At 57.0% G+C, this 25,769-nt stretch carries 26 protein-coding genes; 21 read left to right on the forward strand and 5 right to left on the reverse strand.

Features of this window, described 5'->3' with window-relative positions; genetic code table 11:
• Nucleotides 1-134: 134 nt before the first annotated feature.
• The gene (gene panM, locus V1587_RS04130) at nt 135-518 is read right to left on the reverse strand and encodes an aspartate 1-decarboxylase autocleavage activator PanM (RefSeq protein ID WP_023334145.1); all 384 of its coding nucleotides are present in this window, start codon (nt 516-518) and stop codon (nt 135-137) included.
• 424 nt (nt 519-942) lie between these two features.
• On the opposite strand from panM, the gene livK reads away from it, so the two are divergent.
• The 10 genes from livK (at nt 943) to ugpQ (ending at nt 11,057) form a co-directional block, all read left to right on the forward strand.
• Nucleotides 943-2,052 carry a high-affinity branched-chain amino acid ABC transporter substrate-binding protein LivK gene (livK, locus tag V1587_RS04135; RefSeq protein WP_371899565.1) on the forward strand — a complete coding sequence of 370 codons (1,110 nt, stop codon included), beginning with the start codon at nt 943-945 and terminating at the stop codon, nt 2,050-2,052.
• 46 nt (nt 2,053-2,098) lie between these two features.
• Nucleotides 2,099-3,025: a high-affinity branched-chain amino acid ABC transporter permease LivH gene (gene livH / locus V1587_RS04140; protein ID WP_008500099.1), complete on the forward strand. Its 927-nt coding sequence runs from the start codon at nt 2,099-2,101 to the stop codon at nt 3,023-3,025.
• On the forward strand, nt 3,022-4,299 hold the full coding sequence (locus V1587_RS04145; protein ID WP_371899564.1) for a high-affinity branched-chain amino acid ABC transporter permease LivM: 1,278 nt from the start codon (nt 3,022-3,024) through the stop codon (nt 4,297-4,299). Before livH ends, V1587_RS04145 begins: the two co-directional genes overlap by 4 nt.
• The gene (livG, locus tag V1587_RS04150; RefSeq protein ID WP_024906698.1) at nt 4,296-5,063 is read left to right on the forward strand and encodes a high-affinity branched-chain amino acid ABC transporter ATP-binding protein LivG; all 768 of its coding nucleotides are present in this window, start codon (nt 4,296-4,298) and stop codon (nt 5,061-5,063) included. Before V1587_RS04145 ends, livG begins: the two co-directional genes overlap by 4 nt.
• A 1-nt stretch (nt 5,064) precedes the next feature.
• Nucleotides 5,065-5,778: a high-affinity branched-chain amino acid ABC transporter ATP-binding protein LivF gene (gene livF, locus V1587_RS04155; protein ID WP_008500102.1), complete on the forward strand. Its 714-nt coding sequence runs from the start codon at nt 5,065-5,067 to the stop codon at nt 5,776-5,778.
• Nucleotides 5,779-6,029: 251 nt separating this feature from the next.
• Nucleotides 6,030-7,346, forward strand: coding sequence for a sn-glycerol-3-phosphate ABC transporter substrate-binding protein UgpB (gene ugpB, locus V1587_RS04160; protein WP_021242738.1), 1,317 nt, complete (start codon nt 6,030-6,032; stop codon nt 7,344-7,346).
• A gap of 166 nt (nt 7,347-7,512) precedes the next feature.
• Complete coding sequence (ugpA, locus tag V1587_RS04165) at nt 7,513-8,400, forward strand: sn-glycerol-3-phosphate ABC transporter permease UgpA (protein ID WP_033144396.1); 888 nt, start codon at nt 7,513-7,515, stop codon at nt 8,398-8,400.
• The gene (gene ugpE, locus V1587_RS04170) at nt 8,397-9,242 is read left to right on the forward strand and encodes a sn-glycerol-3-phosphate ABC transporter permease UgpE (protein WP_371899563.1); all 846 of its coding nucleotides are present in this window, start codon (nt 8,397-8,399) and stop codon (nt 9,240-9,242) included. Before ugpA ends, ugpE begins: the two co-directional genes overlap by 4 nt.
• Nucleotide 9,243: 1 nt before the next feature.
• Nucleotides 9,244-10,314 carry a sn-glycerol-3-phosphate import ATP-binding protein UgpC gene (locus V1587_RS04175; protein WP_371899562.1) on the forward strand — a complete coding sequence of 357 codons (1,071 nt, stop codon included), beginning with the start codon at nt 9,244-9,246 and terminating at the stop codon, nt 10,312-10,314.
• On the forward strand, nt 10,311-11,057 hold the full coding sequence (gene ugpQ / locus V1587_RS04180; protein WP_371899561.1) for a glycerophosphodiester phosphodiesterase: 747 nt from the start codon (nt 10,311-10,313) through the stop codon (nt 11,055-11,057). Before V1587_RS04175 ends, ugpQ begins: the two co-directional genes overlap by 4 nt.
• Here the strand turns inward: ugpQ and V1587_RS04185 are convergent.
• Nucleotides 11,041-11,418: a DUF2756 family protein gene (locus tag V1587_RS04185; protein WP_371899560.1), complete on the reverse strand. Its 378-nt coding sequence runs from the start codon at nt 11,416-11,418 to the stop codon at nt 11,041-11,043. The two genes, ugpQ and V1587_RS04185, sit on opposite strands and share 17 nt — an antisense overlap.
• Nucleotides 11,419-11,544: 126 nt before the next feature.
• Here V1587_RS04185 and ggt point away from each other — a divergent pair, with 126 nt between their 5' ends.
• Nucleotides 11,545-13,287 carry a gamma-glutamyltransferase gene (gene ggt, locus V1587_RS04190; protein ID WP_371899559.1) on the forward strand — a complete coding sequence of 581 codons (1,743 nt, stop codon included), beginning with the start codon at nt 11,545-11,547 and terminating at the stop codon, nt 13,285-13,287.
• A 106-nt stretch (nt 13,288-13,393) separates the two neighbouring features.
• Here the strand turns inward: ggt and yhhY are convergent, their stop codons facing one another.
• On the reverse strand, nt 13,394-13,882 hold the full coding sequence (yhhY, locus tag V1587_RS04195) for an N-acetyltransferase (RefSeq protein WP_371899558.1): 489 nt from the start codon (nt 13,880-13,882) through the stop codon (nt 13,394-13,396).
• 256 nt (nt 13,883-14,138) lie between these two features.
• On the opposite strand from yhhY, the gene V1587_RS04200 reads away from it, so the two are divergent.
• From V1587_RS04200 to gntU, 5 genes are all read left to right on the forward strand, one after another.
• Nucleotides 14,139-15,176, forward strand: a complete 1,038-nt coding sequence (locus V1587_RS04200; RefSeq protein ID WP_371899557.1) for an oxidoreductase — start codon at nt 14,139-14,141, stop codon at nt 15,174-15,176.
• Nucleotides 15,177-15,298: 122 nt separating this feature from the next.
• Entirely contained in the window at nt 15,299-15,994 is a 696-nt protein-coding gene (locus V1587_RS04205; protein WP_000639796.1) for a pirin family protein, read from the forward strand.
• Between the two features lie 91 nt (nt 15,995-16,085).
• Nucleotides 16,086-17,081 carry a gluconate operon transcriptional repressor GntR gene (gntR, locus tag V1587_RS04210; RefSeq protein WP_021242747.1) on the forward strand — a complete coding sequence of 332 codons (996 nt, stop codon included), beginning with the start codon at nt 16,086-16,088 and terminating at the stop codon, nt 17,079-17,081.
• A gap of 126 nt (nt 17,082-17,207) precedes the next feature.
• Nucleotides 17,208-17,735 carry a gluconokinase gene (gntK, locus tag V1587_RS04215; protein ID WP_008503362.1) on the forward strand — a complete coding sequence of 176 codons (528 nt, stop codon included), beginning with the start codon at nt 17,208-17,210 and terminating at the stop codon, nt 17,733-17,735.
• Nucleotides 17,736-17,738: 3 nt separating this feature from the next.
• The gene (gene gntU / locus V1587_RS04220; RefSeq protein WP_014833577.1) at nt 17,739-19,079 is read left to right on the forward strand and encodes a gluconate transporter; all 1,341 of its coding nucleotides are present in this window, start codon (nt 17,739-17,741) and stop codon (nt 19,077-19,079) included.
• 104 nt (nt 19,080-19,183) lie between these two features.
• Here the strand turns inward: gntU and plsB are convergent, their stop codons facing one another.
• Complete coding sequence (gene plsB / locus V1587_RS04225) at nt 19,184-21,604, reverse strand: glycerol-3-phosphate 1-O-acyltransferase PlsB (protein WP_371899556.1); 2,421 nt, start codon at nt 21,602-21,604, stop codon at nt 19,184-19,186.
• A gap of 154 nt (nt 21,605-21,758) precedes the next feature.
• Between plsB and V1587_RS04230 the strand changes: the two genes are divergently transcribed.
• The 4 genes from V1587_RS04230 to V1587_RS04245 all read left to right on the forward strand — a co-directional run bounded on the left by V1587_RS04230 (nt 21,759) and on the right by V1587_RS04245 (nt 24,575).
• Nucleotides 21,759-22,127: a diacylglycerol kinase gene (locus tag V1587_RS04230; protein ID WP_047653110.1), complete on the forward strand. Its 369-nt coding sequence runs from the start codon at nt 21,759-21,761 to the stop codon at nt 22,125-22,127.
• A gap of 108 nt (nt 22,128-22,235) precedes the next feature.
• Nucleotides 22,236-22,844 carry a transcriptional repressor LexA gene (gene lexA, locus V1587_RS04235; RefSeq protein WP_045909165.1) on the forward strand — a complete coding sequence of 203 codons (609 nt, stop codon included), beginning with the start codon at nt 22,236-22,238 and terminating at the stop codon, nt 22,842-22,844.
• 63 nt (nt 22,845-22,907) lie between these two features.
• A complete protein-coding gene (gene dinF, locus V1587_RS04240; RefSeq protein WP_371899555.1) occupies nt 22,908-24,245 on the forward strand; it encodes an MATE family efflux transporter DinF in 1,338 nt (445 codons plus the stop codon).
• Between the two features lie 120 nt (nt 24,246-24,365).
• On the forward strand, nt 24,366-24,575 hold the full coding sequence (locus V1587_RS04245; protein WP_024906712.1) for a CsbD family protein: 210 nt from the start codon (nt 24,366-24,368) through the stop codon (nt 24,573-24,575).
• 47 nt (nt 24,576-24,622) lie between these two features.
• Here V1587_RS04245 and zur read toward each other — a convergent pair whose 3' ends face one another.
• Nucleotides 24,623-25,135 carry a zinc uptake transcriptional repressor Zur gene (gene zur, locus V1587_RS04250; protein ID WP_008503369.1) on the reverse strand — a complete coding sequence of 171 codons (513 nt, stop codon included), beginning with the start codon at nt 25,133-25,135 and terminating at the stop codon, nt 24,623-24,625.
• Nucleotides 25,136-25,250: 115 nt separating this feature from the next.
• On the opposite strand from zur, the gene V1587_RS04255 reads away from it, so the two are divergent.
• Nucleotides 25,251-25,739: a cupin domain-containing protein gene (locus tag V1587_RS04255; RefSeq protein ID WP_371899554.1), complete on the forward strand. Its 489-nt coding sequence runs from the start codon at nt 25,251-25,253 to the stop codon at nt 25,737-25,739.
• The last annotated feature ends 30 nt before the right edge of the window (nt 25,740-25,769 follow it).

Below are 25,769 nucleotides of genomic sequence, written 5' to 3' on the forward strand. Positions count from 1 at the left end.
GGCCGGGGTGAGGGCATCAGACCGCACAAATCAGGCCGCACTGCCCCCTCTTTTGCCCGGTGGCGCTTCGCTTACCGGGCCTACAATGAGCACCTCGTAGGCCGGGTAAGGCGCAGCCGCCACCCGGCTTTCTTTTAGCGTTTCTCCCACCCGCTTTCCTGCGCCGTAAACCCTAACGCCTGCATAAACGCCGCCATCACGCCGCGGTCTTCTACGCCCACGTCGGCCATCCACCATGAGGTCACGCTCGGGTTTTCGCGAATCACTTCTTCAATTAAATACTGGCCCACGCCGCGACGACGGGTAACGTCACGCACGCGCAGCGAGTCCAGCGCCCCTTCTGTACCGCTCAGGGTGACGCGAACCGCTGCCAGCAGGCGCTCGTTAAAACGCGCGGCATAAATGCGGTGGGTCTCATCCACGCGCAGCGACGAAGGGGAATATTCCGGCCAGATCTTGCCCAGGTCGATATGATCCTGGTCGCTAAAGGTCACCAGACGCACGATAGTCAGTTTCATTAGCTACTTGTCCAAATCAAATTGAGTAGAGGCAGTGTACTCAATTTATTCACTCAGCGGCTTCCTCTTTTTATTCTCATTAACCAGGTGATTAGTTTTTTGGCAACGCAATGGGCAGTTTGAAAACACATGGATCGAAAAATAAGCAGAATTTTAACCTGAATGGTAGTGATTTATTCGGCGCTTTGTACCGTTATTTTATGCTGCAAACTGTACTTTTATTTGTTTATCTCCGCTTGATTTCAGAATATTATCTTTGCTTAATCGCCTGAAAAATAGAGATTTTAGTCTGGTTTTTGACAAAAACCTGCGCTAAACCATTAAAGGCACTGGTAAAAATAGCGTTGTTCATTAAAAGTACAGAATGCTTTTTAACCATAATAAAACAAAATATAAACACGACATCACGAATGGGGATTCAGAGATGAGAAGGAACGCGAAGACGTTAATCGCGGGGATGGTCGCACTGTCGATCTCGCATGCCGCCATGGCGGAGGACATCAAAGTTGCGGTAGTGGGAGCGATGTCCGGCCCTGTTGCCCAGTGGGGTGACATGGAGTTCAACGGCGCGCGCCAGGCCATCAAAGACATCAACGCTAAGGGCGGCATCAAAGGCGACAAGCTGGTGGGCGTGGAATATGACGACGCCTGCGATCCGAAACAGGCCGTCGCGGTCGCCAACAAAATCGTCAACGACGGCATCCAGTATGTGATCGGCCACCTGTGCTCGTCGTCCACCCAGCCCGCGTCTGATATCTACGAAGACGAAGGCATTCTGATGATCAGTCCTGGCGCCACTAACCCTGAGCTGACCCAGCGCGGCTATCAGCACATTATGCGTACCGCGGGGCTGGACTCCTCTCAGGGGCCTACCGCCGCCAAATACATCCTTGAGACCGTCAAGCCGCAGCGTATAGCCATTATTCATGACAAGCAGCAGTACGGCGAAGGCCTGGCGCGCTCCGTTCAGGACGGCCTGAAAAAAGGCGGCGCAAACATCGTCTTCTTTGACGGTATTACCGCCGGTGAGAAAGACTTCTCCGCGCTGATCGCCCGCCTGCAAAAAGAGAATATCGACTTTGTTTACTACGGCGGCTACTACCCGGAGATGGGCCAGATGCTGCGCCAGGCGCGCGCCACCGGCCTGAAAACCCAGTTTATGGGGCCAGAGGGCGTGGGCAATGCCTCCCTGTCAAACATCGCCGGGGAGTCTGCCGAAGGCATGCTGGTGACGATGCCAAAACGTTATGACCAGGATCCGGCCAACAAGGCTATCGTGGATGCGCTCAAGGCGCAGAAGAAAGATCCGAGTGGTCCGTACGTCTGGATCACCTACGCCGCCGTGCAGTCTCTGGCCACCGCGCTGGAGCGTACCGGCAGCAAAGAACCGCTGGATCTGGTGAAAGATTTAAAAGCACACGGGGCGAACACCGTGATTGGGCCGCTGAACTGGGATGAGAAAGGCGATCTGAAGGGATTTGAGTTTGGTGTCTTTAAGTGGCACGCCGACGGGTCATCCTCGGCCGCCAAATAATTATCCCACCGCCCGGCATGACGGGCGGGTATAAAAAGGTTTGCATATGTCCGAGCAGTTTCTCTATTTCCTGCAGCAGATGTTTAACGGCGTCACGCTGGGAAGCACCTACGCGCTGATTGCCATCGGCTATACGATGGTTTACGGCATTATCGGCATGATTAACTTCGCCCACGGCGAGGTCTACATGATCGGTAGCTACGTCTCCTTTATGATCATCGCCGCCCTGATGATGATGGGCATCGACAGCAGCTGGCTGCTGGTTGCCGCCGGGTTTGTCGGCGCGATTGTGATTGCCAGCGCCTACGGCTGGAGCATCGAGCGCGTGGCCTATCGGCCGGTGCGCAGCTCCAAGCGTCTGATTGCGCTGATTTCCGCCATCGGGATGTCGATCTTCCTGCAAAACTACGTCAGCCTGACCGAAGGCTCGCGCGACGTGGCGCTACCAAGCCTGTTTAACGGCCAGTGGATTGTGGGGGCCAGTGAAAACTTCGCGGCGTCTATCACCACCATGCAGCTGGTTATCTGGGTCGTGACCTTTATTGCGATGCTTGCTCTGACGCTGTTCATCCGCTACTCGCGGATGGGACGCGCCTGCCGCGCGTGCGCAGAAGACCTGAAGATGGCGAGCCTGCTCGGCATCAACACCGACCGCGTGATTGCCCTGACCTTCGTGATTGGCGCCGCGATGGCGGCAGTAGCGGGCGTGCTGCTCGGCCAGTTCTACGGCGTGATAAATCCGTACATCGGCTTTATGGCCGGGATGAAAGCCTTTACCGCGGCGGTGCTGGGCGGTATCGGCAGTATTCCGGGCGCGATGATTGGCGGCCTGATTCTGGGCGTGGCGGAAGCGCTCTCCTCGGCGTATCTGAGCACGGAATATAAAGATGTGGTGTCGTTTGCCCTGCTGATTCTGGTTCTGCTGGTTATGCCTACCGGTATTCTGGGCCGTCCGGAGGTAGAGAAAGTATGAAACCGATGCATTTTGCAATGGCGCTGCTCTCTGCGGCCATGTTCTTCGTGCTGGCAGGCGTCTTTATGGGCGTCCAGTTAGGTCTGGACGGGACGAAGCTGGTGGTGGATTCCGCCCCCGACATCCGCTGGCAGTGGGTGTTTATCGGCACTGCCGTCGTGTTCCTGTTCCAGCTGCTGCGTCCGCTGTTCCAGAAGTCGCTGAAAAACGTCTCCGGGCCGAAGTTCGTTCTGCCGGCCATCGACGGGTCTACCGTTAAGCAGAAGCTGTTCCTCGTGGCGCTGCTGGTGGCCGCCGTGGCGTGGCCGTTCGTGGTGTCTCGTGGAACCGTGGATATCGCTACCCTGACCATGATCTACGTGATCCTCGGTCTCGGTCTGAACGTGGTGGTGGGGCTCTCTGGCCTGCTGGTGCTGGGCTACGGCGGCTTCTACGCCATCGGCGCCTACACCTTCGCGCTGCTGAACCACTATTACGGCCTCGGCTTCTGGACCTGCCTGCCGCTGGCGGGGCTGGTCTCTGCCGCCGCGGGCTTCCTGCTCGGCTTCCCGGTACTGCGCCTGCGCGGTGACTATCTGGCGATTGTGACCTTAGGCTTTGGTGAAATCGTCCGTATCCTGCTGCTGAACAACACCGAAGTGACCGGCGGCCCGAACGGCATCAGCCAGATCCCGAAGCCAACCTTCTTCGGCCTGGAGTTCAGCCGTACCGCCCGTGAAGGCGGCTGGGATACCTTCAGTAACTTCTTCGGCGTGAAGTATGACCCGTCCGACCGCGTAATCTGGCTCTATCTGGTGGCGCTGCTGCTGGTGGTGATCACACTGTTCGTGATTAACCGTCTGCTGCGCATGCCGCTGGGCCGAGCGTGGGAAGCGCTGCGTGAAGATGAGATTGCCTGCCGCTCCCTGGGCCTGAACCCGACCCGCATCAAGCTGACCGCGTTCACCATCAGCGCCGCGTTTGCCGGTTTCGCCGGTACGCTGTTTGCCGCCCGTCAGGGCTTCGTTAGCCCGGAGTCGTTCACCTTTGCCGAATCCGCCTTTGTGCTGGCCATTGTGGTGCTCGGCGGGATGGGCTCGCAGTTCGCCGTTATCCTAGCGGCCATCCTGCTGGTGGTCTCGCGCGAGCTGATGCGCGACTTTAACGAATACAGCATGCTGATGCTGGGTGGTTTGATGGTGCTGATGATGATCTGGCGTCCGCAGGGCTTGCTGCCGATGACTCGTCCACAGCTGAAGCTGAAACGCACTCAGGCGAAAGGAGAGCAGGCATGAGTCAGCCATTATTATCCGTTAACGGTCTGATGATGCGTTTTGGCGGCCTGCTGGCGGTCAACAATGTGTCACTGGATCTGCACAAGAAAGAGATTGTCTCCCTGATTGGCCCGAACGGCGCGGGGAAAACCACGGTCTTTAACTGCCTGACCGGTTTTTACAAGCCGACGGGCGGCACCATCATGCTGCGCGACAAGCATCTTGAAGGGCTGCCGGGCCAGCAGATTGCCCGCATGGGCGTGGTGCGTACCTTCCAGCACGTGCGCCTGTTCCGCGAGATGACGGTGATTGAGAACCTGCTGGTCGCGCAGCATCAGCAGCTGAAAACCGGGCTGTTCTCCGGTCTGCTGAAAACCCCGGCCTTCCGCCGTGCCCAGGATGAAGCGCTCGATCGCGCCGCCACCTGGCTCGATCGAATTGGCCTGCTGCAGCACGCCAACCGTCAGGCGAGCAATCTGGCCTACGGCGACCAGCGTCGTCTGGAGATTGTGCGCTGCATGGTGACCCAGCCGGAAATCCTCATGCTCGACGAACCGGCGGCAGGCCTCAACCCAAAAGAGACCAAAGAGCTGGACGAGCTGATTGCCGAACTGCGCGATCACCACGACACCACCATCCTGCTGATTGAGCACGACATGAAGCTGGTGATGGGTATTTCGGACCGTATCTACGTGGTCAACCAGGGCACGCCGCTGGCAAACGGCACGCCGGAAGAGATCCGCAACAACCCGGACGTGATCCGCGCATACCTGGGTGAGGCATAAGATGGAAAAAGCGATGTTAACGTTCGACAAGGTCAACGCGCACTACGGCAAGATCCAGGCGTTGCACGACGTCAGCCTGCATATCAATCAGGGTGAAATCGTCACCCTGATTGGTGCCAACGGCGCGGGTAAAACTACGCTGCTCGGCACCCTGTGCGGCGACCCGCGCGCTACCAGCGGGCGGATTGTGTTCGATGGGAAAGACATTACCGACTGGCAGACCGCCAGAATCATGCGTGAGGCGGTGGCGATTGTCCCGGAAGGGCGTCGCGTATTCTCGCGCATGACGGTGGAAGAGAACCTGGCGATGGGCGGTTTCTTCGCCCACCGCGATGAATACCAGACCCGCATCAAGTGGGTGTACGAACTCTTCCCGCGCCTGTGGGAGCGTCGCATTCAGCGTGCGGGCACCATGTCCGGCGGTGAACAGCAGATGCTGGCAATTGGCCGCGCGCTGATGAGCCAGCCGCGTCTCCTGCTGCTGGACGAGCCGTCGCTTGGTCTTGCGCCGATCATCATCCAGCAGATATTCGACACCATCGAGCAGCTGCGTAAAGAGGGGATGACCATCTTCCTCGTCGAGCAGAACGCCAACCAGGCGCTGAAGCTCGCTGACCGTGGCTACGTGCTGGAGAACGGCCGCGTGGTGCTGGAAGATACCGGCGATGCGCTGCTGGCGAACGAAGCGGTGCGGAGCGCGTATCTGGGCGGATAGGTAAAAGCAAAAAGGCAACGCAAGTTGCCTTTTTTAGTGTTTTCTCCCTCTCCCCGTGGGAGAGGGCCGGGGTGAGGGCACCAGACCCCATCCAACCATCCAACCCCTTCACACAACCATCATCCCCCTGACGCCTGGCTGTCACTCATCTGTAAACAAACAGTTATTTTTCTGTCATTCGAGCATGTCATGTTACCTCGCGAGCATAAAACGCGTGATATCGCGCATCCGGCACAATAAGAGAGATGACAATGACATCGTTACGACACACAGCTTTGGGTCTGGCACTGGGTCTGGCTTTTGCGACGAACGCAATGGCTGTGACGACCATTCCGTTCTGGCATTCCATGGAAGGGGAGTTAGGTAAAGAAGTTGACTCCCTGGCGCAGCGTTTCAACGACACCCATCCGGATTACAAAATTGTGCCGGTGTACAAAGGTAACTACGAGCAGAGCCTGAGCGCGGGCATTGCCGCCTTCCGTACCGGTAACGCACCTGCGCTGTTACAGGTTTATGAAGTGGGTACCGCCACCATGATGGCTTCCAAAGCCATCAAGCCGGTCTATGAAGTGTTCAAAGAAGCGGGCATCAACTTCGACGAGTCGCAGTTTGTGCCGACCGTAGCGGGTTACTACACCGACTCCAAAACCGGACATCTGCTGTCTCAGCCGTTTAACAGCTCCACGCCGGTGCTGTACTACAACAAAGACGCCTTCAAAAAAGCCGGTTTAGACCCGGAGCAGCCGCCAAAAACCTGGCAGGACCTGGCGGAGTACACCGCGAAGCTGAAAGCGGCAGGGATGAAGTGCGGCTACGCCAGCGGCTGGCAGGGCTGGATCCAGATTGAAAACTTCAGCGCCTGGCACGGCCTGCCTGTGGCGACCAAAAACAACGGCTTCGACGGCACCGATGCGGTACTGGAGTTCAACAAGCCGGAGCAGGTGAAACACATTGCGCTGCTGGAAGAACTCAACAAGAAGGGCGACTTCAGCTACTTCGGGCGTAAAGACGAATCCACCGAGAAGTTCTACAACGGTGATTGCGCCATTACCACCGCCTCGTCCGGTTCGCTGGCGGATATCCGTCACTACGCCAAATTCAACTACGGCGTGGGCATGATGCCGTACGACGCTGACGTGAAGGGCGCGCCGCAGAACGCCATCATCGGCGGGGCGAGTCTGTGGGTGATGCAGGGTAAAGACAAGGGCACCTATAAAGGCGTGGCCGAGTTCCTCGATTTCCTGGCGAAGCCTGAAAACGCCGCCGAATGGCACCAGAAGACCGGCTACCTGCCGATCACCAAAGCGGCTTATGACCTGACCCGCGAGCAGGGCTTCTACAGCAAGAACCCGGGCGCGGACATCGCAACGCGTCAGATGCTGAACAAGCCGCCGTTGCCGTTCACTAAAGGCCTGCGCCTGGGCAATATGCCGCAGATCCGCACCATTGTGGATGAAGAGCTGGAAAGCGTGTGGACCGGGAAGAAAACGCCACAGCAGGCGCTGGACTCTGCGGTAGAGCGCGGGAATCAGCTGCTGCGCCGCTTTGAGCAGTCGACTAAATCGTAATCAAACCTGCCCCTCACCCTAACCCTCTCCCCATAGGGGAGAGGGGACTGCGCGGAGCCGTCTTTTCTCCCTCGCCCCTTTGGGGAGAGGGCCGGGGTGAGGGGGATGTTTTGTAGGCCGGGTAAGGCGTAGCCGCCACCCGGCATTGTTCAGGAACCCAATCTCAATGTCATCATCCCGTCCGGTGTTTCGCTCCCGCTGGCTGCCGTACCTGTTGGTCGCACCCCAGTTGGTCATCACCGTTATCTTCTTTATCTGGCCTGCGGGCGAAGCGCTGTGGTACTCGGTACAAAGCGTCGATCCGTTTGGGCTCTCCAGCCAGTTTGTCGGGCTGGACAACTTTACCGCGCTGTTCCATGACAGCTACTACCTGGACTCCTTCTGGACGACCATGAAGTTCAGCGCGCTGGTCACCGTCAGCGGCCTTGTTGCCTCGCTGTTTTTCGCCGCGCTGGTGGATTACGTGGTGCGCGGCAGTCGTATTTATCAGACCCTGATGCTGCTGCCGTACGCCGTGGCGCCCGCCGTTGCCGCCGTACTGTGGATTTTCCTGTTTAACCCCGGTCGCGGATTGATTACCCATTTCCTGGCAGAGTTCGGCTACGACTGGAACCACGCCCAGAACAGCGGTCAGGCCATGTTCCTGGTGGTGTTTGCCTCGGTGTGGAAGCAGATCAGCTATAACTTCCTGTTCTTCTTTGCCGCGCTGCAGTCCATCCCGCGCTCGCTGGTGGAAGCCGCCGCGATTGACGGCGCAGGGCCGATTCGTCGTTTCTTCAGGCTGTCGCTGCCGCTGATCGCCCCGGTGAGCTTCTTCCTGCTGGTGGTTAACCTCGTGTACGCCTTCTTCGACACCTTCCCGGTGATCGATGCGGCGACCGCAGGCGGTCCGGTACAGGCGACGACCACGCTTATCTATAAGATCTACCGCGAAGGCTTCGCCGGGCTGGATCTCTCGGCCTCCGCCGCGCAGTCGGTGGTGCTGATGTTCCTCGTCATCATCCTCACGGTGGTGCAGTTCCGCTATGTTGAAAGTAAGGTGCGCTACCAATGATTGAGAACCGTCGCGGGCTGACGATTTTCAGCCACACCATGCTGATTTTAGGGATTATCGTCATTCTGTTCCCGCTGTACGTGGCCTTTGTCGCCGCCACGCTGGACACCAAAGCGGTGTTCGATACGCCGATGACGCTGATCCCAGGCGGACATCTTTTCGAGAACATGAAGACCATCTGGACCCAGGGCGTAGGCGCCAACAGCGCGCCGTTCTGGCTGATGATGTTCAACAGCTTCATCATGGCGTTCGGCATTACCGTCGGCAAAATTACGGTGTCGATGCTCTCGGCCTTCGCCATCGTCTGGTTTCGTTTTCCGCTGCGTAACCTGTTTTTCTGGATGATTTTTATCACCCTGATGCTGCCGGTAGAGGTGCGTATCTTCCCGACGGTGGAGGTGATCGCCAACCTGAAGCTGCTCGACAGCTACGCGGGCTTAACCCTGCCGCTGATGGCCTCGGCGACCGCCACCTTCCTGTTCCGCCAGTTCTTTATGACCCTGCCGGACGAGCTGATTGAAGCGGCGCGCATCGACGGCGCCTCGCCGATGCGCTTCTTCCGCGACATCGTGCTGCCGCTGTCGAAAACCAACCTTGCGGCGCTGTTTGTGATCACCTTTATCTACGGCTGGAACCAGTACCTGTGGCCGCTGCTGATTATTCAGGACGTCAATCTCGGCACCGCCGTGGCGGGCATCAAAGGCATGATCGCCACTGGCGAAGGCACCACCCTCTGGAACCAGGTGATGGCGGCGATGCTGCTGACCCTTATCCCACCCGTAGTCATTGTTTTAGCCATGCAGCGCGCGTTTGTCCGCGGCCTGGTCGATAGCGAGAAATAAGATGGCAGGTTTAAAACTTCAGGCAGTAACCAAAAGCTGGGACGGCAAAACCCAGGTTATCCAGCCGCTCACGCTCGACGTGGCGGACGGGGAGTTTATCGTGATGGTTGGCCCGTCCGGCTGTGGCAAATCCACCCTGCTGCGCATGGTGGCGGGGCTGGAGCGCGTGACCTCCGGGGATATCTGGATTGATCGCCAGCGCGTCACCGAGATGGAGCCGAAAGACAGGGGCATCGCGATGGTCTTCCAGAACTACGCTCTCTATCCGCACATGAGCGTGGAGGAGAACATGGCCTGGGGGCTGAAAATCCGCGGCATGGGCAAAGGCCATATCGAGGAGCGCGTGAAAGAAGCCGCCCGCATTCTGGAGCTGGACGGCCTGCTGAAGCGCCGCCCGCGCGAGCTTTCCGGCGGCCAGCGCCAGCGCGTGGCGATGGGGCGCGCCATCGTGCGCGATCCGGCAGTATTCCTTTTCGACGAGCCGCTTTCTAACCTCGACGCCAAGCTGCGCGTGCAGATGCGGCTCGAGCTGCAGCAACTGCACCGCCGTCTGAAAACCACGTCACTGTACGTTACCCACGATCAGGTCGAAGCCATGACCCTCGCCCAGCGCGTGATGGTGATGAACAAAGGCGTGGCCGAGCAGATTGGTACCCCGGTGGAGGTCTATGAGAAACCGGCCACCCGCTTTGTGGCGAGCTTTATCGGCAGCCCGGCGATGAACCTGCTTGAAGGGCGCATCAGCAGCGCGGGCTCGCACTTTGAGCTGGAAAGCGGGATGGCATTGCCAATCAACTGGTACTATCGTGGCTACGCCGGGCGTAAGATGACGCTCGGTATCCGCCCGGAACATATCGGTTTAACCTCTCAGGCGGAAGGCGGCGTGCCGCTGGTGATGGACACGCTGGAGATGTTGGGTGCAGATAACCTGGCGCACGGGCGCTGGGGCGAGCAAAAAATGGTGGTGCGCCTGGCGCATCAGGAGCGCCCGCAAGCAGGCAGCACGCTGTGGCTGCACCTGCCGGAAAACCATCTGCACCTGTTTGACGGTGAAACAGGACAACGAGTATGAGCAACTGGCCTTATCCCCACGTCGTCGCCCACCGGGGCGGCGGTAAGCTGGCGCCGGAAAACACGCTGGCGGCGATTGACGTTGGCGCGCGCTACGGTCACACGATGATCGAGTTCGACGCCAAGCTGTCGAAAGACGGCGAAATTTTCCTGCTGCATGACGATAATCTCGAACGCACCAGCAACGGCTGGGGCGTGGCGGGCGAGCTGCCGTGGCGCGATCTGCTGAAGGTAGACGCCGGAAGCTGGTACAGCGGCGAATTCAAAGGCGAACCGCTGCCGCTGCTGGCGGAAGTGGCCGATCGCTGTCGCCAGCACGGCATGATGGCCAATATCGAAATCAAACCGACCACCGGCACCGGGCCGCTGACCGGCAAAGTCATTGCCCTGGCCGCACGCGAGCTGTGGGAAGGGATGACCGCGCCGCTGCTGTCATCATTTGAAATCGATGCGCTGGAGGCTGCGCAGGCGGCCGTGCCGGAACTGCCGCGCGGGCTTCTGCTTGACGAGTGGCGCGAGGACTGGCACGAGCTAACGACGCGCCTGGCGTGTGTCTCTATCCATCTCAATCACAGGCTGCTGGATGAGGCGCGGGTGAAGATGCTGAAAGACGCGGGTCTGCATATTCTGGTCTACACAGTTAATAAACCCCAGCGTGCGGCCGAACTGCTGCGCTGGGGCGTGGACAGCATCTGTACCGATGCGATTGACCTGATCGGCCCGGACTTTAATTCTGCGGATTAAGCATAGTGCCATTCGACTGCGGCGGCAGCATATGCTGCTGTCCGCTGCCTGACGACGTCATTCCACCTAACATTCCGCCGTTTTTATTCGGTAGCGGCTGCTCGCGCACCTGACCCTGCTGTACGCGCTGGGTGTTGGCGTTCATCTGATTTTGCAGGCTTTGCTGCTGCATCTGGGTCTGCGTTTTAAGCTGCTGATTAAGCATCCCTTTCTGCTGCTGTTGCTGGCTCATCATCTCGGTCTGCATACGCTGCTGGCTCGGGATGACATAACCCTGCTGGTTCGGGTTGTTCATGGTGTTGAGTGGCTGTGCGAGCGCGGCAAACGGGATCAGCGCCGTAAGAATCATCAAGCGTTTCATTGTCATTTCCTCCTTTTGAGGTCTCTCTTAAGTTTACCCTGATTTCACCATGACGATGATTTTTTAGGAGTTGTGAACCAGGCTTAAGCGGGGAATATGGATCCCTTCACCTGGAGAACAATAATCATGAAACCAACGTTTTTGCGCTGGGTCGCCCTCGTCGCGCTGATGGCAGGCGGTACATTTAGCGTGGCGGCCAACCCGCCCGCGGCGCCTCCGGTCTCTTACGGCGTGGAGGAAGATGTTTTTCATCCCGTGCGGGCAACCCACGGCATGGTGGCATCCGTGGATGCGCTGGCGACCCGCGTGGGCGTCGATATTCTCAGGCAGGGCGGTAACGCGGTGGATGCCGCGGTCGCCGTCGGCTACGCGCTGGCGGTGACGCACCCGCAGGCGGGGAACCTGGGCGGCGGCGGCTTTATGATGCTGCGCACCAAAGACGGGAAAACCACCGCCATCGACTTCCGTGAAATGGCGCCTGCTCAGGCGTCACGGGACATGTTCCTCGACGACCAGGGGAACCCGGACAGTAAAAAATCTCTGACCTCGCATCTCGCGTCCGGCACGCCGGGCACCGTTGCGGGCTTCTCGCTGGCGCTGGAGAAATACGGCACGATGCCGCTGAACAAGGTGGTACAGCCTGCTATCAAGCTGGCGCGGGAGGGCTTTGTGGTGAATGACGCGCTGGCAGACGACCTCAAAACCTACGGTAGCGAAGTCATTCCGAATCACGAAAACAGCAAGGCTATCTTCTGGAAAGACGGTGAACCGCTGAAGAAGGGCGATAAGCTGGTGCAGAAGAACCTCGCTAAAAGCCTGGAGCTGATTGCGGAGCACGGTCCGGACGCCTTCTACAAAGGGGCGATTGCCGACCAGATTGCAGAAGAGATGCAAAAGAACGGGGGGCTCATCACCAAAGCGGATCTGGCTGACTACAAGGCGGTGGAGCGCGAGCCGATTAGCGGCACCTATCGCGGTTACGAGGTCTTCTCCATGCCGCCGCCGTCTTCCGGGGGCATTCACATCGTGCAGATCCTCAACATTCTTGAAAACTTCGATATGCACAAGTTCGGCTTCGGCAGCGCGGATGCCATGCAGGTGATGGCGGAAGCGGAAAAACGCGCCTACGCGGACCGCTCGGAATATCTCGGCGATCCGGACTTCGTGAAGGTACCGTGGCAGGCGCTGACTAACAAAGCCTATGCCAAATCTATTGCCGATCAGATCGATATCAACAAGGCTAAGCCGTCGAGCGAGATCCGTCCCGGCAAGCTGGCGCCGTATGAAAGCAACCAGACCACCCACTTCTCGGTGGTAGATAAAGACGGTAACGCGGTGGCGGTGACCTATACGCTCAACACGACCTTTGGCACCGGGATTGTGGCGGGCAACAGCGGCATTCTGCTGAATAACGAGATGGATGACTTCTCCGCCAAGCCGGGCGTGCCGAACGTCTACGGGCTGGTTGGCGGCGATGCGAATGCGGTAGGGCCGAAGAAACGTCCGCTGTCGTCCATGTCGCCTACCATCGTGGTGAAAGACGGGAAAACCTGGCTGGTAACCGGTAGCCCCGGCGGCAGCCGGATTATCACCACCGTATTGCAGATGGTGGTGAACAGCATCGATTTTGGGATGAACGTCGCTGAAGCCACCAACGCCCCGCGTTTCCACCATCAGTGGCTGCCGGACGAGCTGCGCGTCGAGAAGGGCTTTAGCCCGGACACCATCAAGCTGCTTGAGCAGCGTGGGCAGAAGGTGGCGGTGAAAGAGGCGATGGGCAGTACGCAGAGCATTATGGTCGGGCCAGACGGGGCGCTGTTTGGCGCGTCAGATCCGCGTTCGGTGGATGATTTGACGGCGGGGTATTAATTATTCCCCTCACCCTAACCCTCTCCCCATAGGGGAGAGGGGATTGCACGGTGCGGTCTTTTCTCCCTCGCTCCTATGGGGAGAGGGCCGGGGTGAGGGGAGTGTGTCACTTCATTCTCGCCATGTAGTACGCGTCCACATACTCGCCGTTGCGCAGGGCATAGCGCTTGCCGGTGCCTTCAATTTCGAACCCGTATTTTTTGTACACCGTAATCGCCGGCTCGTTATCGACAAACACCGTCAGCTCAATGCGGTCAACGCGCAGCCAGTTGTCGCACATATCAATCATGGTGCGCATCAGCGCGCTGGCTACGCCCCGGTTTTGCCACTGTGCGCCTACGCAAATCCCAAAATCAGCCACATGGCTGCGGCGTGGGCGTTGCGCGATGGCGATGCACAGATGTCCGACGACATGACCATCTATGCAGGCGACGAGCTGCTTGATGCCGGGCTGGTCGGATAGCCGTTCTTGCCACATGTGTTCAGAGGGGTGAGGAACCTGTAGCGTGTTGTGGTACACCTCCGGCTGGGCGTGGATCTGACGAATGGCGTCATAATCTTTCGGTTCCGCATGGCGTATCACTATCTCACTCATTCCTTGTTCCTCAGTCAGTTAAACGTCCCTTCCAACATCAATGACTTTAAAATTTGAGTCAACCGCTATTTTTTGCAAAAAGTATTGGACAAGTGCGAATGAGAATGATTATTATTGCTCTGCATTCAGGAAGACCCCTACGGGAACCTGAAAGCACGACATTGCTCACATTGCTTCCAGTATTACTTTAGCCAGCTTTTAGCTGGCTTTTTTTTTGTTATGGTTAGACTCAGTAACCTTCCAAAAGGACTGAGCTATGACACTACATTGCGCATTTATTGGATTTGGTAAAAGTACGACCCGCTACCACCTGCCGTATGTTCTCAACCGCAAAGACAGCTGGCATGTGGCCCATATCTATCGCCGCCGCGCGAAGCCGGAAGAGCAATCTCCGCAGTATTCTCATATCCATTTCACCAGCGATCTCGATGAGGTGCTTAACGACCCGCAGGTGAAGCTGGTGGTTGTCTGCACCCACGCCGACAGCCATTTTGACTATGCCAAACGCGCGCTCGCAGCGGGCAAAAACGTGCTGGTAGAAAAACCGTTCACCCCGACTATCGCCGAAGCAAAAGAGCTGTTCGCGCTGGCGAAAAGCAAAGGCCTGACCGTTACGCCGTATCAGAACCGTCGCTTTGACAGCTGCTTCCTGACGGCGAAAAAAGCGATTGAAAGCGGCAATCTCGGCGATATCGTGGAAATCGAAAGTCATTTCGATTACTACCGTCCGGTGGCGGAAACGCAACCCGGACTGCCGCAGGACGGTTCGTTCTATGGTCTGGGTGTGCATACCATGGACCAGATCATCTCCCTGTTTGGCCGCCCGGACCACGTGGCGTATGACATCCGCAGCCTGCGTAACAAAGCCAACCCGGACGATACTTTTGAAGCGCAGCTGTTCTACGGCGACATGAAGGCCATCGTCAAAACCAGCCATCTGGTAAAAATCGACTATCCGAAATTTATCGTTCACGGCACCCGAGGCTCGTTTATCAAATACGGTATTGACCAGCAGGAGACCAGCCTGAAGGCCAACATTATGCCCGGTGAACCGGGCTTTGCGGCGGATGATTCCGTGGGTGTGCTGGAGTATGTGAACGATGAGGGCGTCACGGTCAGGGAAGAGCTGAAACCGGAAATTGGCGACTATGGCCGCGTCTACGATGCGCTGTTTGAGACCCTCACAACCGGCGCGCCGAATTACGTCAAGGAATCTGACGTTCTGACCAACCTCGAAATCCTTGAGCGGGCCTTCGAGCAGGCTTCTCCTGCCACGATAACCCTCGCGAAATAAGCAAAAAAGGCTCCTCTGCGCTTGTTCACAATTTTTGAACAGAGGAGTCAATTTTCACCCTCTATGATCCCAGGCGGTTTGCGTCCACACTTACTCCATCGAAACGAACTGAGGGTGAAACAATGATCTACTTACGCAAAGCAAACGAACGTGGTCACGCGAATCATGGCTGGCTGGACTCATGGCATTCATTCTCGTTTGCCGACTACTACGACCCGAACTTCATGGGCTTCTCCGCACTGCGCGTGATTAACGACGACGTGATTGATGCAGGCCAGGGCTTCGGTACCCACCCGCACAAAGACATGGAAATCCTGACCTATGTGCTGGAAGGCGCGGTTGAGCACCAGGACAGCATGGGTAACAAAGAGCAGGTTCCGGCGGGCGAGTTCCAGATTATGAGCGCGGGTACCGGGGTGCGTCACTCCGAGTACAACCCGAGCAAAACGGAAAAACTGCACCTGTATCAAATCTGGATCATTCCAGAAGAGACCGGCATCACGCCGCGCTACGAGCAGCGCCGCTTCGACGCGAAACAGGGCAAACAGCTGGTGCTCTCCCCGGATGCGCGTGAAGGTTCCCTGAAAGTGCATCAGGATATGGAGCTGTACCGCTGGGCGCTGGCGAAAGACGAACAGTCTGTTCATCAGATTGCCGCCAACCGCCGCGTCTGGATCCAGGTGGTGAAAGGTGAAGTGTCCATCAACGGCACCAAAGCAACCACCGCCGATGGTCTGGCCATCTGGGATGAGCAGGCGCTCTCCGTGCATGCCGACAGCGAAAGTGAAATCCTGCTGTTTGACCTGCCGCCGGTATAAATAATTACTCAACCTTCCCTTTAAACGGGGAAGGTTGAGCTTTGTACGTGATAAACTGAGCAAATCTCTCACTTCAAGATTTCTCAGGACGATGAAAAAGAAACGCCCCGTACTTCAGGATGTCGCCGATCGCGTCGGTGTGACCAAAATGACGGTCAGCCGTTTTTTACGTAACCCGGAACAGGTTTCCGTGGCGTTACGTGGCAAGATTGCCGCTGCCCTTGATGAACTGGGTTATATCCCCAACCGCGCGCCCGATATTCTCTCCAATGCGACCAGCCGTGCGGTGGGCGTTCTGCTTCCTTCCCTGACCAACCAGGTTTTCGCCGAAGTATTACGTGGAATCGAAAGCGTCACCGATGCTTTTGGCTATCAGACCATGCTCGCCCACTACGGGTACAAGCCGGAACTCGAAGAGGAACGTCTTGAGTCGATGCTTTCCTGGAACATTGACGGCCTGATTTTAACCGAACGTACCCACACTGCCCGCACGCTCAAAATGATTGAAGTGGCCGGTATTCCGGTGGTGGAGCTGATGGACAGCCAGTCGCCGTGCCTCGATATCGCCGTTGGGTTCGATAACTTCGAAGCGGCGCGCCAGATGACGGCGGCCATCATCGCCCGTGGTCATCGTCATATCGCCTATCTGGGTGCGCGTCTTGATGAACGTACTATCATCAAACAGAAGGGATACGAGCAGGCGATGCTCGACGCGAACTTAACCCCGTACAGCGTGATGGTGGAGCAGTCCTCTTCCTATACGTCGGGTATTGAGCTGATGCGTCAGGCGCGACGCGAGTATCCGCAACTGGACGGTATTTTCTGTACCAACGATGACCTTGCGGTCGGCGCGGCGTTTGAATGCCAGCGTCTGGGGCTGAAGATCCCTGATGATATGGCGATCGCCGGTTTCCACGGCCACGATATTGGCCAGGTGATGGAGCCACGTCTGGCGAGCGTCCTGACGCCGCGTGAACGTATGGGCCGCATTGGCGCAGAACGCCTGCTGGCGCGCATTCGTGGCGAGACGGTGACCCCGAAAATGTTAGATTTAGGTTTCACCTTGTCACCGGGTGGATCTATTTGAACTGACAAATTTGAAGTAGCTCACATTTATTCACTTCGCGCACGTTTGGATATTGCTTCTCTTTTGCCCCGGCAGGACAATGTTACCGATAACTGTTACCCGTAACAATTGACTGAGGGACACCCTTTGAGCACGACTAATCACGATCACCACGTCTACGTCCTGATGGGCGTTTCCGGTAGCGGGAAATCAGCCGTAGCCAGCGAAGTGGCGCATCAACTCCAGGCTGCGTTCCTTGATGGCGACTTCCTCCATCCGCGCAGCAACATCATGAAAATGGCCTCCGGCGAGCCGCTGAACGATGACGACCGTAAACCGTGGTTGCAGGCGCTGAACGATGCCGCGTTCGCTATGCAGCGCACCAACAAAGTTTCCCTGATCGTCTGTTCCGCGCTGAAAAAAACCTACCGCGACCTGCTGCGCGACGGCAACCCGAACCTCTCTTTCATCTACCTGAAAGGGGATTTCGAGGTGATTGAAAGCCGCCTGAAGGCGCGTAAAGGTCACTTCTTCAAAACCCAGATGCTGGTAACGCAGTTCGAAGCGCTGCAGGAGCCGGGTGAAGACGAGAAAGACGTCTTAGTGGTTGATATCGATCAGTCACTGGAGGGTGTTGTTGCCAGCACCATCGAGGTCATCAATAAAAGGCAGTAAGTTTTGAGTACATTAACGCTAGTTTTGACGGCAGTGGGTTCTGTATTGCTGCTGCTGTTTTTAGTGATGAAGGCGCGTATGCACGCCTTTGTTGCTTTGATGGTGGTTTCTATTGGTGCTGGTCTCTTTTCCGGTATGCCGCTCGACAAGATCGCCGCGACAATGGAAAAAGGGATGGGCGGTACGCTGGGCTTCCTGGCGATTGTGGTCGCGCTGGGCGCGATGTTTGGCAAGATTTTGCACGAGACGGGCGCGGTCGACCAGATTGCTGTCAAGATGCTGAAATCCTTTGGCCACAGCCGCGCGCACTACGCGATTGGTCTGGCCGGTCTGATTTGCGCGCTGCCGCTGTTCTTCGAAGTGGCCGTTGTGCTGCTGATAAGCGTCGCATTCTCCATGGCGCGCCATACCGGTACTAACCTCGTTAAGCTGGTTATTCCGCTGTTTGCGGGCGTGGCGGCGGCCGCAGCGTTTCTGCTGCCGGGGCCTGCGCCGATGCTGCTCGCATCCCAGATGCACGCTGACTTTGGCTGGATGATCCTGATCGGCCTGTGCGCGGCAATTCCGGGGATGATTATTGCCGGCCCGCTGTGGGGCAACTTCATCAGCCGTTACGTTGAGCTGCATATTCCGGATGACATCACCGAGCCGCACCTGGGCGAGGGCAAAATGCCGTCCTTCGGCTTCAGCCTGTCGCTGATCCTGCTGCCGCTGGTGCTGGTGGGCCTGAAAACCATCGCAGCGCGCTTTGTGCCGGTCGGTTCTACCGCCTACGAGTGGTTTGAGTTCATCGGTCACCCGTTCACGGCGATCCTGGTGGCCTGTCTGGTGGCGATTTACGGCCTGGCGATGCGTCAGGGGATGCCAAAAGACCGGGTGATGGAGATCTGCGGTGCCGCGCTGCAGCCTGCGGGCATTATCCTGCTGGTGATCGGTGCCGGCGGCGTGTTCAAGCAGGTTCTGGTGGATTCCGGCGTGGGCCCGGCTCTTGGCGAAGCGCTTACCGGGATGGGCCTGCCGATTGCGGTCACCTGCTTCGTGCTGGCTGCGGCGGTGCGTATCATCCAGGGTTCCGCAACCGTGGCGTGTTTAACCGCCGTGGGTCTGGTGATGCCGGTGATTGAACAGCTGAACTACTCCGGTGCGCAGATGGCAGCGCTGTCTATCTGTATCGCGGGCGGTTCGATTGTGGTCTCTCACGTTAACGACGCGGGCTTCTGGCTGTTCGGTAAATTTACCGGTGCCACCGAAGCGCAAACCCTGAAAACCTGGACACTGATGGAAACCATCCTCGGCACGACGGGTGCGATTGTCGGGATGATTGCCTTTACGCTGCTCAGCTAAATGCGGTGATTTAACAAGGCTAAAAATAAGGCCCGGTAGCGTAAGCGCTTACCGGGCCTTTTTATTATCCAGGGCGTCAGGCCGGGCAATAACCCGGCATTGTGTTACTCGCCCTGCGTCGCGCTCTCAATCGTCAAGCGTACATCCGACGTAATCAGTTCAGCCAGCATCTGGTAAACCTTCAGCGTCTCTTCCGGCTCGGCATCGCCCGTATCGCTGATGTAGCCTTCGTCACGCAGCGTAAGGACCAGAGAACTGAAGACCGCTTTGTCGAAGAATTCAGGGGCGTTAATGCCGTGCAGAACGGACAGGCGCTGTGCCAGCGTCCGGCTCTCTTTCTCCAGCGTACCGCGGTTGATAGACGGGTTCGCACTCAGCAGCCAGAACGTAATGGCGTAGCGCTGCAGCGTTTCGCGCGCACCGGCCGCCAGCAGCTGCAGGGTGCGGGAGCGTGACGGATTGATGTGCAGCTCGTCGTTGTTCAGGGTAATCAGCCCCTGGCGACGCATCTCTTCCGTCATCTTATCCAGTTCTGTCGCCAGCTCATCCTTACTCCAGCGCAGGAACAGCTCCGCTTTCAGCATCGGATAGATGGTCTCAAGATGGCGCAATAGCTCCTGACGGGAGATATGACGATGCTGGGTAATAATGGCGGCCATGAGCGACGGCAGCATCAGCATATGGGTGATGTTGTTGCGGTAGTAGGTCATCAGGACTGCCTGCTCGCGCGGCAGAATGATGATGTCGCCGATCGTGTCCTTTTCGACTTCAAACTTGTTCATCTGCAGCGCGTGATCGATAAGCTCACTGGCGGTAGCAGAAGGCACGGTTGAATCAACGGAATACGGCACGTTGCGCATCATATCCAGATAGCAATCCAGCTGCTCCGTGAGCTGTTCACGGGTCAGCGAGCGCTGACGCGAAGCCAGAAGCGCCGTACAGCACAGGTTCATGGCGTTAGCCGCACCGGCGTTGTTAATGCGCACCATCAGCTCTGACGCGATGCCGTTGACCGTTGGCGTCAGCCAGGCCGGGCGAATCGCTTCGATAGGATCGATGGATTCGCGCCACTCGGGAACGTGATGGTTCAGGTACGTCATCAACGGCATTGGTTCACCGAAGTTCACGTAGCCCTGACCGAGATTGCGTAGCTTGCTCAGGCCGCGCAGCATCTGCGGCAGGCTCTCTTTTTCTTTGGTCGCACCGCGCAGCTCTTTAGCATACGTGCCCACTTCCATCACGTGCTCATAGCCAATGTAGATTGGCACCAGCGTGATGGGACGGGTTCCTCCGCGCAGCATCGCCTGGATGGTCATCGACAGCGTGCCGGTCTTCGGATCGAGCAGACGTCCGGTACGGGAACGACCGCCCTCCACGAAGTACTCCACGGAATAGCCGCGGCTAAACAGCTCGCCCAGATACTCGCGGAACACGGTGGAGTAGAGCTTGTTGCCCTTGAAGGTACGACGAATAAAGAAGGCGCCCAGGCGGCGGAAAATCGGACCTGCTGGCCAGAAATTCAGGTTGATGCCGGCAGCGATGTGCGGCGGTACCAGCCCCTGGTGATAGAGCACGTAGGAAAGAAGCAGGTAGTCCATGTGGCTGCGGTGGCAGGGAACATAGACAATCTCATGACCATCATGCGCCAGTTGGCGTACACGCTCGGCGTTATGAACGTTGATGCCCTGATACAGGCGGTTCCAGGTAAAGCCGAGAATACGATCGGACAGGCGAATCATCTCGTAAGAGAAGTTCGCTGCAATCTCTTCCATCAGCGCAATGGCGTTCTGCTGGGCTTTCTCATGCGAAATTTTCTTGCTGCGCGCTTCGTCTTCAACGGCGCGGGCAATCGCTTTGGAGGCCAACAGCTTGTTGAACAGATCCTGACGTGCCGGGAGACGCGGCCCTACGGCAGCCAGGCGCTGACGGGCGAAGTGCATACGCGCCACGCGCGCCAGTTTTTGCGCGATAATCTTATCGGTACCGTGCTCGTCCGCCATTCGACGCAGCGAAACGGAAGGAGAGAAACGCACAAAGCTGTCGCGTCCCAGCCAGGAGACCGCGAAGAACTTCTGGATGCCGTTAAGCATGCGCAGCGGCGGGTTCTCTTCACCTTTTTCACGGCCCGGACGACGACCAAACATCACCGATACCGGCACCATCTGCACATCCAGATCGGGATTGCTGCGGTGCAGGTCGAGATAGTCGTGGAACAGCTTGATGGACTCTTCTTTTGGCGTGTAATAGGTAAACACGCGAGGTCCACCGTGAATGAACACGTAGCGCGGCAGCAACGTACCGTCAACTTCCAGCGGTTCAAGCGGGTCGGGTAAATCATGCGCCAGACACTGGGCGCGAAGCGTCAGTAAGTCAGCCTTCGAGTTATAAGGCAAAACGTACATAATGGGACGTGACGTATCGAGCCCCAACTCCAGCGCGGGTTCTGCTGGGATAGACTTGCTTTTTACCAGGATGCTTAATGGTAAATTAAGTAATTTGTAGTAAATTCGTGGCCAGCCGGACATAAACGATGTAAAGCCTCTGGTTAATAATGCAATTGCGGCGCAAGGATAACAGAAAGCGCGCAAAATTTCTGTTGTTACCCGTCATACTTCAGGCTGTAGCGAAACGCGCTACAGCTATAGTTACTGACGCTATTTCCAATAAAAGGTTCTTTTAATGGCCAATAATACCACTGGGTTAACGCGTATCATCAAAGCCGCCGGCTATTCATGGAAAGGTTTCCGTGCCGCGTGGATCAACGAAGCCGCTTTTCGCCAGGAGGGCGTCGCCGCTATCATCGCGGTGATCGTCGCCTGTTTCCTTGATGTTGATGCTATTACCCGCGTACTTCTTATCGGTTCCGTGCTTCTGGTGATGATAGTGGAAATTCTTAATAGCGCTATTGAAGCCGTTGTTGATCGCATTGGTTCAGATTTCCACGAGCTTTCTGGCCGCGCAAAAGACATGGGCTCTGCTGCCGTGTTGCTGGCGATTATCACTGCCGTTATCACCTGGGTCACGCTGCTTTGGTCACATTTCCGATGAGCCTCGAGGAATAATTAAGTGCCTGGTTTTTTGTGCAGTTTTTGGTTCCAAAATCGCCTTTGACTGTATATACTCACAGCATAACTGTATATACACCCAGGGGGCGGAATGAAAGCGTTAACGACCAGGCAACAAGAGGTGTTTGATCTCATCCGGGATCATATCGGCCAGACGGGTATGCCACCTACGCGTGCGGAAATCGCGCAGCGTCTGGGCTTCCGTTCTCCGAATGCTGCTGAAGAACACCTGAAAGCGCTGGCGCGTAAAGGCGTGATTGAGATTGTTTCAGGTGCGTCACGCGGTATCCGCCTGCTGGTGGAAGAAGAGACGGGCATTCCGCTGATAGGCCGTGTTGCTGCCGGTGAGCCTTTACTGGCTCAGCAGCATATTGAAGGCCATTACCAGGTCGATCCTGGCATGTTCAAACCGAGCGCTGATTTCCTGCTGCGCGTTAGCGGTATGTCGATGAAAGACATCGGCATTCTTGACGGCGATCTGCTTGCGGTACACAAAACGCAGGATGTGCGTAATGGCCAGGTGGTTGTGGCGCGCATTGATGACGAAGTGACCGTTAAGCGTCTGAAAAAACAGGGTAACAGCGTACAGTTGCTGCCTGAAAACAGCGAGTTTTCACCCATTGTGGTCGATCTCCGCGAACAGAACTTCTCTATCGAAGGGCTGGCGGTTGGGGTGATCCGCAACGGTGAATGGCTGTAACCTCTTCCTGACAGGCTATGGCACCGCTGTAGCCTGATTCATTCCCCACTCCCGGTATCTTTCATGTCACTGCTGACGGCATCCGATAAGGCATTGTGGCGTCTTGCTCTGCCGATGATCTTCTCCAATATTACGGTTCCCTTGCTGGGTCTGGTCGATACTGCCGTTATTGGTCATCTTGATTCGCCTGTTTATCTTGGCGGCGTGGCGATTGGCGCGACGGCAACCAGCTTCCTGTTTATGCTGCTGCTCTTTTTGCGCATGAGTACCACCGGCCTTACCGCACAGGCTTATGGTGCGAAAGATCCGCTGCGTCTGGCGCGCGCGCTGGTGCAGCCGCTTATCCTCGCGCTTGGCGCGGGGGCGTTAATCGTTTTATTACGTACGCCCCTGATCGACCTTGCGCTCCATGTTGTTGGCGGCAGCGAGGCGGTATTAGAGCAGGCGCGACGTTTCCTTGAAATCCGCTGGCTCAGCGCACCCGCCTCGCTGGCTAACCTGGTTCTGCTCGGGTGGCTACTGGGCGTGCAGTACGCCCGTGCACCAGTGATTTTGCTGGTGGTAGGCAACCTTCTCAACATTGTGCTGGATGTCTGGCTGGTAATGGGCCTGCATATGAACGTGCGGGGCGCGGCGCTGGCGACGGCAATTGCCGAATACGGAACCTTTATCATTGGTCTGTGGATGGTCTGGCGCGTGCTGGCGATGCGCGGGATCTCCCTTGCGCTGCTCAAAACCGCATGGCGCGGCAATATCCGTAAGCTGCTGGCGCTCAATCGTGACATCATGCTGCGCTCGCTGCTGCTTCAGCTCTGCTTCGGCGCGCTGACGGTTTTCGGGGCTCGACTGGGGCCAGAAATCGTTGCGGTCAATGCGGTATTGATGACGCTTCTGACCTTTACCGCCTACGCGCTGGACGGTTTTGCCTATGCGGTTGAAGCGCATTCCGGACAGGCGTACGGCGCGCGCGAAAGCGGGCAGCTTTGGGACGTCTGGCGGGCAGCCTGCCGTCAGTCTGGGCTGGTGGCGCTGGCGTTTGGCCTGGTTTACGCGTGCTTTGGTGAGCAGATCGTTGCATTGCTTACGTCTCTTCCTGCGCTGCGCGAGCTGGCGAGCCACTATCTCATCTGGCAAGTCATCTTACCGGTGGTCGGCGTCTGGTGTTATCTGCTGGACGGCATGTTTATTGGTGCGACGCGCGGAGCGGAAATGCGCAACAGCATGGCTGTCGCGGCGGCCGGGTTTGGCCTGACGCTGCTGACGCTCCCCTGGCTGGGTAATCACGGTTTGTGGCTTGCCCTGGCCGTCTTCCTCTTGCTGCGGGGGTTGTCGCTGGCGTTTATCTGGCACCGCCACTGGCAAAACGATACCTGGTTCTCTTCACGTCACGATATATCGTGACGGTTAAAGATTCCGAATATGAAATCAACCGCCGAATCCTTAACTACAATAATTATCACGTCCAGCAGAAAAGAACGTAACGGACGTTACGACCCGACGCTTAACTAAGAGGACACGATGATGAATAAAGACGAAATCGGCGGCAACTGGAAGCAGTTCAAAGGTAAAGCGAAAGAAAAGTGGGGCAAGCTGACCGATGACGATATGACCGTCATTGAAGGTAAACGCGATCAGCTTGTCGGTAAAATTCAGGAACGTTACGGCTACGCGAAAGATCAGGCGGAAAACGAAGTCAAAGACTGGGAAACCCGTAACGACTACCGCTGGTAACGCTGAATAACCCACAGGGCGGCTCCATGCCGCCTTTTCTTTTGCCGTTAACGCGGCTTTTTCTTCACCAGAATAGAGTGGTCGTGCTGACAGGCGTCCTGATGACGGCAGGCTTCCACTTCCACACACGCGGAACAGAGCCCGTGCGCCTCAATCACGTTATGACGCAGGGCAAAACCCATTTTCGCCGCCAGCGTATGCATAATATCTTCCACGCCTTCCGCAGCCTCTTCTTTCACCACGCCGCAACGGTCACAGATAAACATCGCCGACGTGTGGGTGGGCTGATCGAACAGATGGCACAATACATAGCTGTTTGTGGACTCAACTTTATGCACGAATCCTTGTTCCAGCAGGAAATCCAGTGCGCGATAGACGGTCGGTGGTTTCGCCTGCGGCTCGCTTTCGCGGAGCAGGTCGAGCAGATCGTAGGCGCTGATAGCACCCTGCTGCAGGCTCATCAGACGTAAGACTTCAAGGCGCTGCGGAGTCAGGCGCACATTGCGTTGCGCACACAGCTTTTCGGCCTGCGCTAACAGCTCTTTTGTGGACTTATCCATTTAGCACCCCGGATGTTATAGGACGGAAAACCCCCACTTTATCATGTTCTGCTAAAAACGCCGAGATCCGCCAGTCTGTGCTATACCTGACCCATCGCAAACCGGGAGATGCTTAATGAAAAGACCTGACTGTATTCGGCACTGGCGCGACGTGGAAGGCGCGGATGATTCGACCTATCCAGATAGCGATGAGCTTTTTTCTATCGGCGCCCCGTTGGCGCGCAAGCTTGGGCTCGGGCGCATTGGTATCCATCATGAGCGTTTACCGCCCGGGCGCAGGACGTCCTATCCGCATGCGGAAAGCGATGAAGAAGAGTTTATTTATGTGCTCGAAGGTTATCCAGAGGCGTGGATTAATGGCTATTTATGGAAGCTTGAACCGGGTGACAGCGTGGGGTTTCCTGCCGGAACCGGTATCTGCCACACCTTTATTAATAACACTGAGGAAGAGGTGCGGTTGCTGGTCGTAGGCGAGGCCAACAAGAAGCACAATCGCATCTACTATCCCCTCAACCCGGTGTATGCCGCCACGCGGGAAGATCGCTGGGTAGACCATCCCCCACAGTTTTTTGGGCCGCATGATGGAAAACCTGGGAAAAAATAATTTCCTCTTCTATAAATATTGAGGGCCGTC

It is taken from the genome of Enterobacter sp. ECC-249, assembly GCF_043965265.1.
Taxonomy (GTDB): Bacteria; Pseudomonadota; Gammaproteobacteria; order Enterobacterales; family Enterobacteriaceae; genus Enterobacter; species Enterobacter quasiroggenkampii.

What these genes read in the sequence shown, in the direction of transcription:
- panM (WP_023334145.1), bottom strand. Translation starts at nt 518, where the DNA reads ATGAAACTGACTATCGTGCGTCTGGTGACCTTTAGCGACCAGGATCAT.
- livK (WP_371899565.1), top strand. Translation starts at nt 943, where the DNA reads ATGAGAAGGAACGCGAAGACGTTAATCGCGGGGATGGTCGCACTGTCG.
- livH (WP_008500099.1), top strand. Translation starts at nt 2,099, where the DNA reads ATGTCCGAGCAGTTTCTCTATTTCCTGCAGCAGATGTTTAACGGCGTC.
- V1587_RS04145 (WP_371899564.1), top strand. Translation starts at nt 3,022, where the DNA reads ATGAAACCGATGCATTTTGCAATGGCGCTGCTCTCTGCGGCCATGTTC.
- livG (WP_024906698.1), top strand. Translation starts at nt 4,296, where the DNA reads ATGAGTCAGCCATTATTATCCGTTAACGGTCTGATGATGCGTTTTGGC.
- livF (WP_008500102.1), top strand. Translation starts at nt 5,065, where the DNA reads ATGGAAAAAGCGATGTTAACGTTCGACAAGGTCAACGCGCACTACGGC.
- ugpB (WP_021242738.1), top strand. Translation starts at nt 6,030, where the DNA reads ATGACATCGTTACGACACACAGCTTTGGGTCTGGCACTGGGTCTGGCT.
- ugpA (WP_033144396.1), top strand. Translation starts at nt 7,513, where the DNA reads ATGTCATCATCCCGTCCGGTGTTTCGCTCCCGCTGGCTGCCGTACCTG.
- ugpE (WP_371899563.1), top strand. Translation starts at nt 8,397, where the DNA reads ATGATTGAGAACCGTCGCGGGCTGACGATTTTCAGCCACACCATGCTG.
- V1587_RS04175 (WP_371899562.1), top strand. Translation starts at nt 9,244, where the DNA reads ATGGCAGGTTTAAAACTTCAGGCAGTAACCAAAAGCTGGGACGGCAAA.
- ugpQ (WP_371899561.1), top strand. Translation starts at nt 10,311, where the DNA reads ATGAGCAACTGGCCTTATCCCCACGTCGTCGCCCACCGGGGCGGCGGT.
- V1587_RS04185 (WP_371899560.1), bottom strand. Translation starts at nt 11,418, where the DNA reads ATGAAACGCTTGATGATTCTTACGGCGCTGATCCCGTTTGCCGCGCTC.
- ggt (WP_371899559.1), top strand. Translation starts at nt 11,545, where the DNA reads ATGAAACCAACGTTTTTGCGCTGGGTCGCCCTCGTCGCGCTGATGGCA.
- yhhY (WP_371899558.1), bottom strand. Translation starts at nt 13,882, where the DNA reads ATGAGTGAGATAGTGATACGCCATGCGGAACCGAAAGATTATGACGCC.
- V1587_RS04200 (WP_371899557.1), top strand. Translation starts at nt 14,139, where the DNA reads ATGACACTACATTGCGCATTTATTGGATTTGGTAAAAGTACGACCCGC.
- V1587_RS04205 (WP_000639796.1), top strand. Translation starts at nt 15,299, where the DNA reads ATGATCTACTTACGCAAAGCAAACGAACGTGGTCACGCGAATCATGGC.
- gntR (WP_021242747.1), top strand. Translation starts at nt 16,086, where the DNA reads ATGAAAAAGAAACGCCCCGTACTTCAGGATGTCGCCGATCGCGTCGGT.
- plsB (WP_371899556.1), bottom strand. Translation starts at nt 21,604, where the DNA reads ATGTCCGGCTGGCCACGAATTTACTACAAATTACTTAATTTACCATTA.
- V1587_RS04230 (WP_047653110.1), top strand. Translation starts at nt 21,759, where the DNA reads ATGGCCAATAATACCACTGGGTTAACGCGTATCATCAAAGCCGCCGGC.
- lexA (WP_045909165.1), top strand. Translation starts at nt 22,236, where the DNA reads ATGAAAGCGTTAACGACCAGGCAACAAGAGGTGTTTGATCTCATCCGG.
- dinF (WP_371899555.1), top strand. Translation starts at nt 22,908, where the DNA reads ATGTCACTGCTGACGGCATCCGATAAGGCATTGTGGCGTCTTGCTCTG.
- V1587_RS04245 (WP_024906712.1), top strand. Translation starts at nt 24,366, where the DNA reads ATGAATAAAGACGAAATCGGCGGCAACTGGAAGCAGTTCAAAGGTAAA.
- zur (WP_008503369.1), bottom strand. Translation starts at nt 25,135, where the DNA reads ATGGATAAGTCCACAAAAGAGCTGTTAGCGCAGGCCGAAAAGCTGTGT.
- V1587_RS04255 (WP_371899554.1), top strand. Translation starts at nt 25,251, where the DNA reads ATGAAAAGACCTGACTGTATTCGGCACTGGCGCGACGTGGAAGGCGCG.